Source organism: Caldithrix sp. (assembly GCF_056497305.1).
The window spans coordinates 1-12,744 of the sequence record NZ_JBSMDE010000130.1 but is presented as its reverse complement, the minus strand read 5'-3'; the positions used below and the strand labels follow the sequence as shown (position 1 = coordinate 12,744).

Here is a 12,744-nt window from a genome sequence, read left to right as displayed (position 1 = left end):
TTACGGGTTCGACTAAAATTACTAAAAGTTGAAAACTGGATTGTGATTCAAATCTATTTTCCAACAACAGGGGAAGGCAGAGGCCATCTTTTAATTTTTAGGCGGCATGGCGGAGTATTCTGAACCGCGATTGGCCCGATTTGTGGATGGCCATGATTATTTTTCTGCCTTCAAAATTTTCCCTTAAAATTGAGAAAGAACTTCCCCCGAACGAATTAAATCATGAAAATCATTCAATCCCATTAATCACGGTTCAAAAATTACGATAAGAAGTACTGTAAGGTAACATTTTGTTTAATCTTCCTTCATTTTTTTAACTTTTTTTGTTTTTTTGCGTAATAAATAAGTAATATTTTGAAACAGAGATAGTAAAACATTAAATTAGGCGTAATGAATTCACAGAAATAAAAAAATGACCGAACAAAGTTATCCGCAAATAGGCGTGGGCGCCGTTGTTATTAAGGACGGCAAAGTACTGCTCGTTAAAAGAAAAAATCCGCCGGCAGAAGACCAATGGGCCATCCCCGGCGGCCGGCTAAAGCTGGGCGAAACACTAAAGGAAGCCTGCCAGCGTGAACTTCTGGAAGAAACCGGCATTAAAGCAGAGGTGCGTGAATTGATTTACACCTTTGAAGTCATCGAGCGCAACCCAAACCAGCAAATACGTTTTCACTACGTCATTTTAGATTTTTTGGCCGATTATCTCGAAGGCCATGCCACCGCGGGCGACGATGCCTCGGAAGTTGGCTGGTTTGATTCAGAGATGATAAAAAAAATCGACGTCAATCCTTACACGCAAAAACTATTAAAAGAGAAACTTAAATTTTATTAAAATAAGGAGAACGCAATGCGCAAACTCATTTTCATGACCCTCATGTTGGCTCTTTCTCTTAATTTCCTGGTTTTTTGTCAGAGCGGGAAAAAAGAACAGCAGCCTCCGCTCATTCCCATGGAGGATTTTTTCAAAAATCCAACCAAAACCAGCTTTAAACTCTCTCCGGATGGAGAACACATTGCCTTTTTGCAGCCCTGGAAAAGCCGCTTAAATGTCTTTGTGCAAAAGATCGGCGAAGAGCAGGCTACGCGCATTACCAGCGCAGAAAACCGCGATATTGCCGGTTTCGCCTGGGCCAATGATCAACGAATCATCTATGTTCAGGACAAGGCCGGAGACGAAAACTTTAAATTGTACGCCGTAAATATCGACGGCAGTAATCCTGCGGTCTTAACGCCTTTCGAAAAAGTACGTGTGGGAATTATTGACGACCTGGAAGACGATCCGGAACACATGATTATCCAGATGAACAAACGCGATCCCCGTGTTTTTGACGCTTACCGAATTAACATCAATACCGGTGAAATGGAGATGATCGCTCAAAATCCGGGTAATATTTCTCGATGGATTACGGACTGGGATGGGAATATCCGTCTGGCCACCACAACCGATGGGGTGAATACCAGTTTACTTTATCGTAAGGACGAAAAGAGTCCGTTTAAGGTCATTCTGACCACTTCCTTTAAAGAGACCATGCAGCCACTCTTTTTCAGTTTTGATGATCCTAAAATTATTTACGCCAAGTCGAACATTGGACGCGACAAAGAGGCTCTGGTCAAATTTGATCTGGAACGGGCCAAAGAAACGCAGGTGATTTATCAACACCCTGAAGTCGATGTGGCCGGGGTGATGCTTTCAAAAAAGCGTAAAGTGGTCACCGGCGCTTCGTACATTACGGATCGCCAGCGATATGTGTTTTTTGATGATCAAAGACGTCAGTTACAGAGAGAATTGGAAAGCTTACTTCCTGATTACGAAGTGTTAGTTGTTGATTTTAACAAAAACGAAGACAAATGCCTGGTTCGAACGTACAGCGACAAAACGCGAGGCTCTTATTATTTGTACGATTTAGCCGCCAAGAAGCTGACGAAATTGACGGATGTCAGTCCCTGGTTGAAAGAAGAATACATGGCTGAAATGCAGCCCATTACGTTTAAGTCGAGAGATGGCTTAACGATTCATGGCTATTTGACTTTGCCCAAAGGGCTGGAGCCCAAAAATTTACCGGTGGTGGTGAATCCCCATGGCGGTCCCTGGCATCGCGATTCCTGGGGATTCAATCCTGAAGTTCAGTTTTTAGCCAATCGTGGTTATGCGGTTTTACAGATCAACTTTCGCGGTTCTACCGGGTATGGTAAAAAATTCTGGCAAATGAGCTTTAAGCAGTGGGGCAAAAAGATGCAGGATGACATCACCGACGGCGTGCAGTGGCTGATTAAACAGGGCATTGCCGATCCCGAACGAATTGCCATTTACGGCGGCTCCTATGGCGGCTACGCCACTCTGGCCGGGCTGGCCTTTACGCCCGATCTTTACGCCTGCGGTATCGATTACGTCGGCGTTTCCAACCTGTTCACCTTTTTGAACACCATTCCGCCTTACTGGAAGCCCTACCTGGACATGTTTCATGAAATGGTCGGCCATCCGCAGCGCGACAGTTTGCTGCTGGCCGAGGCTTCGCCGGTCTTCCATGCCGATAAAATAAAAGCGCCGCTGTTTATCGCTCAGGGCGCCAACGATCCGCGCGTCAACAAGGCGGAATCAGATCAAATGGTGGAAGCTCTGCGCAAAAGGGGCATCGAAGTAGAATATATGGTCAAAGACAATGAAGGCCATGGTTTTCGCAATGAAGAAAACCGGTTCGATTTTTACCGCGCCATGGAAAAATTTTTGGCCGAACATCTGGGCGGCCGCATGATGGAAAAGCAATAAGTTCATAGCGCCTTGCTGTACTCAGGCCCTGTTCACGGGAAGTGAGCAGGGCCTGTTTTAAATACTCAGGAGCAAAACCATGAAACGCAGCAAATATCTTGTGCCCCTGTCGTGGGAACACCATAATGCGTTGTTAAACGCCAATCGCCTGCAAAAAGGAATTGCAAACCGTACCGAAACGCGCATTCTACTTGAATTTGCTAATTTCATCTGGCAAAACGACCTCTTTCCCCATTTTCAACGTGAAGAAAAAATCATCATGACGCGCCAGGAATGGTCGAACGTCCCCGAACATCTCAGAACGCAGGTTCTTCAAGAACATCAAACCATGGCTGACCTGGTAAAGAAATTAAATCACTTAAGCGATGAAGATGAAATTAGGCGCCTGCTAAACGAACTGGCAGATATGGTAATCAGCCATGTGCGTTTTGAAGAGCGCGAGTTGTTTCCGGCCATCGAAGGGTCCTTTTTCAAACAAAGTCTAAAAAAGATTGAGCAGGCTTTAAGGGAGGCGCATGTGCCGGGCTGCACCACCTGGAATCCCAAATTCTGGGAAAAGAAACAATGAAAAAGCCTTAGTCCGTCGGTCTTTTTTCCTCCAGCTCCTGGAGTTGGTTTTTCATTCTTTGCATTTCGAAATAGGTGCGAACATTGCGGTAACTTAGTTGAATCAGCTCCTGCTCCGCCTGGCGGACAATATCATCGTAACTCATATCGCCGGTAAAATCCAGGCCGTACTGGTCGTACATGTTTTTCATTAAATTCGGAACCGAGGAAAGTAAGTCCTGGGCGACTTCACGGGTAATCTCTCCGGAAATATGTTGAAGGTTTTGCCGGAAGAGGGCCATGGAAAGGGAGCGGTGGTATCCAAAAAATATTTCCGCGGCAAGACTGCCAATGCGAACGATTTCCAGTTTTGAAATAATTTCCTGAGCAGACTCTTTAAAAAAATAAATGTCGCGCTTAATCCTGTACTGCAGGGCCTGTTCAATGATTTTCGGCAAGCGCCATTTTTTGGCCACAAAAAGACCGATTTCCAGATGCGTTATGCCCAGCTCCGCTTTTTCGATAAACAGGAAGGGCAGCCCGCGGCGCCGGCCTTCTTCCAGAATGGCCCGGTAGGTTTTGGGAATCATGAACGTCAGGAAAAAGGCGCCGAGGTACTGCAGAGTACTGGCCAAAAACAACTCTTCTTTTTCTTCTTGCTGTACAATTTCGGACACAAAATTGGAAACAATTCCGGCGCACAGCGACTTTTTAAATAACTCCGGGTAAATATCCGAATGACCGGCAGGGAAGACATCAAACAGGCTGAACGTAATGGCCAGATTACGGATCGAATCCACGCCTAACAGCGAGATGGCCTGTTCAATACTTTTTACTTCGCGTCTCAGACCAAAATAGGAAGAATTCACGATGCGCAGTAATTTGCCCGTAAAAACCGCGTCCGCTTTGATGATGTTGGCCAGGTCTTTAATATCGAAATCCGGGTCCTCAGTAAGCTGGATAATTTTTAGAGAGATCACTGGCAGCGAGGGCAGTTGTTCGCTGTTTTTAAGAAAATTTTGTACTCGCCTGTTCTTAATTTTGATCATCGTTGAAAATACCTTTTGTGATGTTCTAAAGTATCAATTCATTTATCGGTCTTTGTTACGCTTACTTGAATAATAATGGAAGGCAGGCCATAAAACTTGCTTTTTTCCTTCAACTGGATTAATATTTGATAAAAAAGATGGGGTAAAAATGAGACGCACATCGATCATTCTCTTACCGCTGCTGGCCATTTTAATTGCCTGCGCCACGGTTCCTCTAACCGGACGCAAGCAGTTGAACCTCATTCCGGCTCCACAAATTTTAAATATGAGCTTTCAGCAGTACGACCAGTTTTTAAAAGAGCACAAAGTGATTACCGGCACTGCGCAGGCCCGGATGGTTGAGCGTGTGGGCAGAAGAATTCAAAAAGCCGTAGAACACTACTTCGCAGAAAAAGGCATGTCCAGCCGACTGGCCGGCTATCAGTGGGAATTTCATCTGGTGCAAGATCCTCAGGTTAACGCCTGGTGTCTGCCGGGAGGCAAGGTGGTGGTTTACACCGGCATCTTACCCATTACGCAAAATGAGACCGGCCTGGCCGTGGTTTTGAGCCATGAGATCGCCCATGCCGTGGCCGAACACGGCAATGAGCGCATGAGCCAGGGGCTGCTCTTTCAACTGGGCGGCCTGGCTTTAAGCAAGGCGCTCGAAAAGAAACCGGAAGAAACGCGCCAGTTGTTTTTAGCGGCTTTTGGCATCGGCGCTCAAGTTGGAGTTTTACTGCCCTACAGCAGGTTGCAAGAAAGCGAAGCCGACCATTTAGGATTAATTTTTATGGCCATGGCCGGCTATGATCCCCACGAAGCCATTAACTTCTGGCAGCGCATGGCGCAGATGAGCGGCGGGAATAAGCCTCCGGAATTTTTAAGCACTCACCCTTCGGATGAAACGCGCATCAAAAATTTGAAAAAACTGCTGCCAGAAGCGCTTAAATATTACAAAAAGTAAAGGAAGAGGTTTTGAAACATTTATTGTTGATCTTTCCGCTTTTGCTGTTCACCTTTTGCAGCAAAGCCAATCAACTACACCCAACGCAAGACGATGGAAGCTGGTTTGTTCTAAAAAAAGAAGACCTTGCCGCCGGCACGCACCACACGCGCCACGCACAAATATTCGGCAAATATGTTTCCGGCTACAACTTTTTCATCCTCCAGGCCATCGACAGGGTTCAGGCCCATGCGCCGGACGGCGGAGGCTATTTCGCCGGATTAAAAGCCGATCCGCCGGAATCGCCCATTGGCTATGAATTAAAATTGTTCGGCCGATCGTTGATCAATCCGCCACGGCCCACCAGCTACTGCAGCGGCTCCACCTACGCTGCTTTTATTGAAGCGCTGAATTTGATTTTTGCAGACCGCGCGCCGCAGCTCTCCGAAGAGCGTTATGAAGCAGCCCGCATGCAGGAGCTGGACGGCGGCAGACGGGAAGACCATGTTAAACTGTGGGGCAAGTGGAACGCGGACGGCTACGGCAACCACTTTGCTCTGGTGCAGTACACACAAATGGGCGTCAGAATCAAACCGAATCAGGCCCGGCCCGGCGATTTTATGAATATCTCCTGGGAAAACGGCGGCGGCCACTCGGTTATCTTTCTGGGCTGGTACCTGGACGAGAAGCAAACTCCAAAGGTGGTTTACTGGTCCAGCCAGAAAAGAACCAACGGCATGGGCGACGACGTGGTGCCCATTTCAAGAATTAAGGAGGTTTGCGTGGTGCGCCTGACCAATCCGCAAAACATCTTGCATTTTAATATTGAGCAGCCTGTAGATATTAACATCACCGGAGATAAAATAAACTGGCAGACCGATGAAGTTTTTGCGCATTAATCAAAACGCCTTTTTTTGCACGACCATGTGGGGGCTGACGCTTGCCGGTATTGGCACGCAGGTTTATTTCTTTCCGCGGCTGCCGGAGCGCGTTGCCATCCACTTTAATGCCCTGGGCAATGCCACCGGCTGGGCTTCCAAAACAACGCTTCTCATCATCGATATCGGCGTTCTTCTTTTTATGGCCGCTCTTTTCCAGTTAATGCTCTACTATCTTCCCAAAAGACCGGAAGAATTAATTAACATTCCGCACAAAGATTACTGGCTTTCGCCCGAAAAAAGAGAGCTGACGGTAAAAAAAGTCAGCCGCTATTTATGGTGGTTTTCCAATCTCACGCTTTTATTTCTGGTGGGGCTGTTCTATTTGACCGCCGAGGTGAATTATTATCAGACGTTCAGGCTGGGGAATCTTTTCTGGCTGTTACTCGGCCTTTACCTCGCCGCCATTTTTGTCCTGACGGTGGAATTGATGCTCTTTTTCTTTAAAAAGCCGCGCACGTAACCGGACGCCTTACCCCCGTGTTTCACAAAAACATTTTAGCGGCTTGCCAGCGGTTCACACCTTCCATCCTCTACCCCGGCCTGAACGCCGTGACGCTTAAGCGGTAAAACCGTGTTGCGTTTTTTTTAACGATCCAACTTTCAATCGGCCATCACTATTTGCTACCCCTTTTATTTCAGGCCGCCTTTTGCGGCCTCGTTTAAGGGATATAGCCGTGTTCCAGGTTCAGTAGAGAATTGCGATCGTCGAACTGTTTGTTCCAGCGTTGATCGATCGAATAGACCAGGCCGAACTGGATGCGCGTTTCGCTTTTTCCGTACAGAGCCTTTAAATCTCCGCTGAATTTTGAATGCTGTATTTGCAGCGCCACATCAAAATTTTCGCCCAGCCGGTAAAAGGCGCTGGCCACCATCTGCCACTGCTTTGTTTCGCGCGTTAAATTCGGGAAAACATTAAAACCGCCGGAAAGCGCCAGCTGCAGTGTGGGGCGTTCCAGCTTGCGGTACAAAAAGCGCAGCGAAAAGAAGTGCGCTGCCGCCGTGGCGCGCGCCAGATCAAAAAAATTGCCGATGCTCTTAACATCATCAAAGCCTAAATTGTACACCACCTGAAAACGCGTATCCACAAAATAGATCGGATCGGGCTTAATATTAAAAACGCCAGAAACGATAATACTTTTTAAGGTCTTGTCAAACTGGCTGGAATAACCGCGCTGATCGGTCAAAAAATTGTTTAAACCAATGCCCAGCTGCTGAATGCGCGGCCGATTCCATAGCTGGGTCTCCGGCACGATATATTCAAAAGAAACGCCCACTGCATTCAGGCTGAAATCGGTTTCCGAGGCGGCCGGCGCCTGCGGCGTTTTGGTAAAGTGTTCGCCGTGTAAGCGCAGCCAGTAGCGCTGAGCAAAGATATGGGCCACTTCGATCACATTGCCGTACTGGTGGTCTTCCGTATTTTCTCCGGAAGAATAGGGATTGAGTACGTCGGTCAGCAGCAAGGCGTCGTCGTCTCGCAGGGTGGGGAACTCAATTAAAGCGCTGCGCACGCGCGAACGTCCCATTTTAAAGATGTGTTTTTTTGATTCGATTTTCAGAAATGTCTGGTGAAAGAACACCTGACCCAGATCGGAGTCTGCATCCGGGAACTGCAAGCCAATGACCATTTGCGCCCGGAAATGGTTGTACAGTTTTTGCCGGAAGCCCAGCAAAAGGCCGGTATCGGAAAAATCGTTTACGCTGGTCGCTTGCTCATCATTGGCGATGTCGGTATTAAAAGACATCACGCCGCGCGCGCCCAGTTGAATTTCCGGGCTCACCTGGGCAAAGGCGCCTGTGCAAAAGCCCGCGAAAAATACCAATAGGAATATTTTTTTTACGAAATACATTTTAATCTCCTGATTTTTAAATCGTTAAACAGCAGCGCCCTGTTATTCATCCAGGGCCACAATGGGCAGATTTTTCAAGCCCATCTTTTTGGCCATCATATTCAGTTCTGTTTCTTCAATCGGCAAATCTTCGTAAACCAGAGCCAACAAATTGCCGCCCGGGTAAAGACCGTTGTTGGTCACGCGTCTTGTGTCATGATCATGAAAGGTCCAGATGCCGCGGTTTTTGCCTTCGATAATAATGTCCAGCGTTTTGCCCGGGCTCAGGCGCAGGGTATTGCGCTGCCAGGGCTGGGCCAGGGGCAGGCCGTCGTCGGCTACCTGCCAGAAATCGTGGCCGTGCAAGTGCAGATAGTGTTCTTCCGTTCCGGCGTTAATCAGGCGCACGCGGATGTTTTCGCCCTGCTTAATGTACAGGTTGGGCGTCATGGGGTAGGATTTGCCGTTGACGGTGAACCAGTTGGGCACGGGCAGTTCATCCGGCGCGCGGCGGTTAACCACGTAAGGCGGCTGGTAGCCGTTTTTGACCGCCTGCTCAAACTCCTCTTTGGTATCAAAAACGGCAAAACGCTCTTTGTTGAAACGGCCGGTCTTCATTAAATACATGCGTTCTTTCATGCGCTCCAGCATACTGTTCAGCTCTTCGCGCAAAAAGTTCACATCATGCGCCGAATAAAGCAAGGTGTACTCCCGTTCGTACGGGAATCGTTTGCGGATGGGATCGTCCGGGTCTTCAATTATAAGACTGCCGTACATTCCGGCCTGCATGTGCAGCAGCGTGCCCCAGTGGCAGTGGTAAAAATGAGTGCCCTGGGGCTCGGCCGTAAATTCGTACACAAATTCCTGACCGGGCATCACCGGCATCTGCGTCACATACGGCACGCCGTCCATCCGCCAGGGAACGTGCATCCCATGCCAGTGAATGGTGTGATTTAACTCCGTTTTGTTTTTGAAGATTACGCGCACTTTGTCTCCGCGGCGCACACGAATTTCCGGGCCCGGCACCAGATTGTTAAAGGCCAGGGTGTGGATCTTAAAACCGGGCACAATCTCCTGCTGGTGGAAATCGACAAACAGGCGAAATTCTTTCACGTCGCCATCCATCTTTGGTTTGAGCGGCGCCGGAAATTTTTGTGCGTTGGCCGCCATGGCCGAGGCGCTGAGCAAATGGGCCGGCAATAAAGCAACCGCTGCCGTTAGCACGGTGGATGTTTGCATAAAGTCTCTTCGTTTCATGAAAGGCTCCTTAATTTACTAAAAAACTTATTCTATTTTAAATATAAACAATAAACTAACAAAATACACCTATTTTTTCAGGATGCGCTTTACCGCGAAAAAGGCTGGCGAAAAGCAAGCAGTAAACATTGGTTCAAGCCGGCAGGTAAAGCGGATTTAAGATCAGATATCTAACTCTGTTCTTGTGCGCCATTCCCACCCGTATTCAGGGGATGAATCAAAGCAGTAAATCTTTCTGCCAGCCAAGGGTTATCAGCTCAATCTTTTGCGGATTGGCGTAGCCCAGGCCGTGGCGCGTTTCTGCCAGAACAATATGTTTGGGCGGCGGATTGATCGGACGCTCCTCTCCAAAATAGAGTCGGCGTTTGGCCTGGATGATTTGTACGCCCACCGAATCCACAGCCACCGGATCAAAGCCCACCAGCAGCCCGTTGTAGCGCCAGGTAAAACGAGGGTTAAAATGATGCGGTCCCATGCCGTGGAAAAGGGGCGTAAACATAACCAGCACATTCAAGCGCGTTTTGTCTTTTACGATCGGCAATTTCCAGATGGCCGCCAGATCGGCGCAGGAATCCGGATGATATTCTGCGGGACGCGGGACAAACATGATGTAGTTTTTGATCAAACTGCCAACGCCCGACCAGGCATGGGTGCGCATGGGACGGACATTGATCAGCGCCGTGGCTTTTTTAAAAAGCGGATTTTGCAAAACGCGGCGGTCGTCAACTGCAAGATGGCCCTCTTTTACGCCGGCCTGCAAAACGCGCTTTTTAATGGCGATTTCTACCTCGAACGGCGTGGGTAAAGGACGCCAGACATTGCTTTTAATGCCCACCACGTCGTCTTTGTTAATAATAGACGCCCAGGCGGCATGGATGTTTTCTCTGCCGGTTAACTTCAACAAGGCCTCGTCCAGCATCTCCTGAACCACTGCGGGCTGTATTTTGCCTGTTTTAGAGAATAAATCTTTGCGGCGAATCAAAATGACGGTTGATTTTTTGGGGCTCCCGCTTTCACTGAAAAGCGGCGCGCTTAAAGGCAGATACAGCGCCGCGCCAGCGGCTAAGCCGGTCTTTAAAAAAGATCGGCGGCTTATGGTAGAAGACATGCGCCTTCCTCCTATTTTAATTGAGCGATGGTTTTTTGCACCAATTTTTTCAAGCCGTCTGCGCTTTGATCGTTAGCTGCGATGATCAGGTAGGGAGGATGCAAATCGAATGTCAGGAAGATATTTCGGACCTGGAAAACATCATTTTTCTTCATTTGCGGGAAGTATTTTTGGCCAAGCGTCTGGTAGGAATTTTTTGCTTTCTGGTCGTTCTCGTAGCGAATGATTACCAGGGTTGAGCCGTCGTCGTACTTTGCGAGCGCGATGCGCTCTTTCTCAGAAATGTTCAGGATATTGTCATGGGAAAGGTAAAGATAGCTGTTGAGCCAGATGTAATGATGGAAATAGCGAACGGATGCCTGTTTTAAACCTTCTTGCGGCAGCTTACGCACCAGGTCGGGGATTTCTCCTTTTTGTGGGATTTGAGCATCGATTTGCGCGGCCAGTTTGAACAGCGCCGCTTTACTCTGCGGCGTTTCGGCCATGGTTAAAATGGAAATGTAATAACGGTCTTTCCAGAAATTCAAAAAACCCTGCACGTATTCCGATCCCTGACCAAAGGTGGCGTCCACCTTTTCGCGCGTGTGCATAAAAACCCCGAAGGCATTGTCCGCGCTTCCCATGTCAAACACATCCACCAGAATATCCGGATAATCCTTGCGTACATAGGTTCGGTGATAAAGTTTTTGGAAGCCGTACGAGAGGTACAGCTCGGCTCCACCGTCGATGAATTCGTACAGATTCTGTGGTGTGTAAATTTGATCGGAAGTGCCGGGACGCCAACCTTCCAGGGTGTCGGGCAGAAGCCCGGCCAAAAACGATGAATCCACGGATGATGCTTGCATGGTAAAGGCTCCGCCAAAAAGAAACAAAAGGAGGGGTAGGCACTTAATGGTTTTCATGGATTTCCTTTTGTTGATAACTTAACGGTAAGCCCGGTATGGGGACGCGGGCGCGATAAAGGGCGTTGCTTTCATCTTCGGTAACGTAGAGGGTTTTTAAATCAGAGCCGGCAAATTCCAGGTTCGATGGTTTTTTACCGGGAACAGGGATGGAGGCTATTTCTTTTCCTTCCGGGGAAAAGACGGCAATTCTTCCTTTACCGAAATGGGCCACATAGACATTTCCCTGAACATCCAGGGCCACGCCGTCCGGATCGCCTCCGGGCATTACAGCAAAGACTTCCCGCTCTGTGAACATCCCGTCTTTTTCTACTCTAAATTTTAAAAGGCGGTTTTGAGCGGATTCTGCCACATAGACGTAATCTCCATTTTGGGTGAAGGCAAGGCCATTGGGGAAGCAGAGACTGTCTGCCACTAACATCACTTTGCCGATCTTAAAATGATACTGGTAGATCTTGCCATCGGGCTTGTTTTTGTCGTAGGACTTGGGATCTGTAAAAAAGAGATTGCCATTCTTGCCAAAGGCCAGATCATTGGGGCGATTAAATCCGGCTTCGATGATCTGGCAGTTTCCATTTTGGTCGAAGCGTTCAATGGCGCCCAATCCAAAATCGCAGGCATAAAGATATCCGTCAGCATGAACAGTTAGGCCGTTGGTCTGGCGAAAACAGTTCCGGCTGGAATCGACTGTAACAAAGGTGTCTGTTTTACCATGAGAAACTACAGCTAACCAGTTGCCATAGCAATTGGAGACATAGAGGTTTGCGTGCCCATCCCAGGCCGGACCTTCCGGAAATTGCAGCCCGTCGGCGACTTTTTCAAATTTAATATTAAAATTGGGCTGAAAAGAACAGCTTAGAAAAAATAGCAAGGTTAAACCGATGAAAAATTTCATTATTCTCTCTCTTTGCTTAGATTCAATTTAAGTTAAAAAAAAAAGGATGTATTATCAAAAGAAGGAGTAAAATTATGGTTTATAAGGCATCTGAAACACGGTACGAGTCGATGATTTATCGTAGAAGCGGTAAGAGTGGATTAAAGTTACCGGTTATCTCTCTGGGCCTGTGGCACAACTTTGGTGGGGTTGATGTTTTTGAAAATGCACGAAAGATGATCCATCATGCTTTTGATCTGGGAATCACGTATTTTGATTTAGCCAACAATTACGGTCCGCCCCCTGGATCAGCAGAGGAGAATTTTGGACGTATTTTGTCTCAGGATTTGAAAGCGTACCGTGACGAACTGGTTATTTCGACCAAGGCGGGTTGGCCAATGTGGCCGGGGCCTTACGGCGATTGGGGCTCGCGGAAATATCTGGTGGCCAGTCTGGACCAGAGTTTGAAAAGAATGGGCCTGGATTATGTTGATATTTTTTATCATCATCGGCCGGATCCAGAAACTCCGCTGGAAGAGACCATGGGGG

General features: G+C 47.9%; 13 protein-coding genes. 7 read left to right on the top strand and 6 right to left on the bottom strand.

The genetic code is table 11. The annotated features are described in order from the left end of the window. Positions 1–412 precede the first annotated feature (412 nt). From ACWB0I_RS10920 to ACWB0I_RS10910, 3 genes are all read left to right on the top strand, one after another. Complete coding sequence (locus tag ACWB0I_RS10920; protein ID WP_479388096.1) at positions 413–832, top strand: NUDIX hydrolase; 420 nt, start codon at positions 413–415, stop codon at positions 830–832. Between the two features lie 15 nt (positions 833–847). Further along, positions 848–2,767 (top strand): S9 family peptidase, encoded by a 1,920-nt coding sequence (locus ACWB0I_RS10915; protein ID WP_479388095.1) that lies wholly within the window; start codon positions 848–850, stop codon positions 2,765–2,767. Between the two features lie 79 nt (positions 2,768–2,846). Beyond that, positions 2,847–3,335, top strand: a complete 489-nt coding sequence (locus tag ACWB0I_RS10910; protein ID WP_479388094.1) for a hemerythrin domain-containing protein — start codon at positions 2,847–2,849, stop codon at positions 3,333–3,335. A gap of 7 nt (positions 3,336–3,342) precedes the next feature. On the opposite strand, the gene ACWB0I_RS10905 is transcribed toward ACWB0I_RS10910, so the two are convergent. Further along, a complete protein-coding gene (locus tag ACWB0I_RS10905; protein ID WP_479388093.1) occupies positions 3,343–4,362 on the bottom strand; it encodes an HDOD domain-containing protein in 1,020 nt (339 codons plus the stop codon). 148 nt (positions 4,363–4,510) lie between these two features. Here ACWB0I_RS10905 and ACWB0I_RS10900 point away from each other — a divergent pair, with 148 nt between their 5' ends. From ACWB0I_RS10900 to ACWB0I_RS10890, 3 genes are read left to right on the top strand one after another with little or no spacing between them, the layout of a single operon-like run. Beyond that, positions 4,511–5,308: a M48 family metallopeptidase gene (locus ACWB0I_RS10900; protein ID WP_479388092.1), complete on the top strand. Its 798-nt coding sequence runs from the start codon at positions 4,511–4,513 to the stop codon at positions 5,306–5,308. An 11-nt stretch (positions 5,309–5,319) separates the two neighbouring features. Further along, complete coding sequence (locus ACWB0I_RS10895; RefSeq protein WP_479388091.1) at positions 5,320–6,186, top strand: hypothetical protein; 867 nt, start codon at positions 5,320–5,322, stop codon at positions 6,184–6,186. Further along, the gene (locus ACWB0I_RS10890) at positions 6,167–6,688 is read left to right on the top strand and encodes a DUF1648 domain-containing protein (protein WP_479388090.1); all 522 of its coding nucleotides are present in this window, start codon (positions 6,167–6,169) and stop codon (positions 6,686–6,688) included. The genes ACWB0I_RS10895 and ACWB0I_RS10890 overlap by 20 nt, the downstream gene beginning before the upstream one ends. A 199-nt stretch (positions 6,689–6,887) precedes the next feature. Here ACWB0I_RS10890 and ACWB0I_RS10885 read toward each other — a convergent pair whose 3' ends face one another. From ACWB0I_RS10885 to ACWB0I_RS10865, 5 genes are all read right to left on the bottom strand, one after another. Next, positions 6,888–8,075, bottom strand: coding sequence for a hypothetical protein (locus tag ACWB0I_RS10885; protein WP_479388089.1), 1,188 nt, complete (start codon positions 8,073–8,075; stop codon positions 6,888–6,890). A 42-nt stretch (positions 8,076–8,117) separates the two neighbouring features. Beyond that, positions 8,118–9,311 (bottom strand): multicopper oxidase family protein, encoded by a 1,194-nt coding sequence (locus ACWB0I_RS10880; RefSeq protein WP_479388088.1) that lies wholly within the window; start codon positions 9,309–9,311, stop codon positions 8,118–8,120. Between the two features lie 217 nt (positions 9,312–9,528). Next, positions 9,529–10,419, bottom strand: a complete 891-nt coding sequence (locus tag ACWB0I_RS10875) for a DUF362 domain-containing protein (RefSeq protein WP_479388087.1) — start codon at positions 10,417–10,419, stop codon at positions 9,529–9,531. Between the two features lie 11 nt (positions 10,420–10,430). Beyond that, positions 10,431–11,264 (bottom strand): DUF6599 family protein, encoded by an 834-nt coding sequence (locus ACWB0I_RS10870; protein WP_479388086.1) that lies wholly within the window; start codon positions 11,262–11,264, stop codon positions 10,431–10,433. A 43-nt stretch (positions 11,265–11,307) separates the two neighbouring features. Beyond that, positions 11,308–12,216, bottom strand: coding sequence for an SMP-30/gluconolactonase/LRE family protein (locus tag ACWB0I_RS10865; RefSeq protein ID WP_479388085.1), 909 nt, complete (start codon positions 12,214–12,216; stop codon positions 11,308–11,310). Positions 12,217–12,290: 74 nt separating this feature from the next. On the opposite strand from ACWB0I_RS10865, the gene ACWB0I_RS10860 reads away from it, so the two are divergent. Continuing rightward, the coding region (locus tag ACWB0I_RS10860) for an aldo/keto reductase (RefSeq protein ID WP_479388084.1) at positions 12,291–12,744 on the top strand (454 nt) is incomplete at its 3' end.

Coding starts and splice junctions, on each gene's coding strand:
- ACWB0I_RS10920 (WP_479388096.1), top strand. CDS start 413: ATGACCGAACAAAGTTATCCGCAAATAGGCGTGGGCGCCGTTGTTATT.
- ACWB0I_RS10870 (WP_479388086.1), bottom strand. CDS start 11,264: ATGCAAGCATCATCCGTGGATTCATCGTTTTTGGCCGGGCTTCTGCCC.
- ACWB0I_RS10880 (WP_479388088.1), bottom strand. CDS start 9,311: ATGAAACGAAGAGACTTTATGCAAACATCCACCGTGCTAACGGCAGCG.
- ACWB0I_RS10915 (WP_479388095.1), top strand. CDS start 848: ATGCGCAAACTCATTTTCATGACCCTCATGTTGGCTCTTTCTCTTAAT.
- ACWB0I_RS10875 (WP_479388087.1), bottom strand. CDS start 10,419: ATGTCTTCTACCATAAGCCGCCGATCTTTTTTAAAGACCGGCTTAGCC.
- ACWB0I_RS10885 (WP_479388089.1), bottom strand. CDS start 8,075: ATGTATTTCGTAAAAAAAATATTCCTATTGGTATTTTTCGCGGGCTTT.
- ACWB0I_RS10865 (WP_479388085.1), bottom strand. CDS start 12,216: ATGAAATTTTTCATCGGTTTAACCTTGCTATTTTTTCTAAGCTGTTCT.
- ACWB0I_RS10890 (WP_479388090.1), top strand. CDS start 6,167: ATGAAGTTTTTGCGCATTAATCAAAACGCCTTTTTTTGCACGACCATG.
- ACWB0I_RS10900 (WP_479388092.1), top strand. CDS start 4,511: ATGAGACGCACATCGATCATTCTCTTACCGCTGCTGGCCATTTTAATT.
- ACWB0I_RS10905 (WP_479388093.1), bottom strand. CDS start 4,362: ATGATCAAAATTAAGAACAGGCGAGTACAAAATTTTCTTAAAAACAGC.
- ACWB0I_RS10910 (WP_479388094.1), top strand. CDS start 2,847: ATGAAACGCAGCAAATATCTTGTGCCCCTGTCGTGGGAACACCATAAT.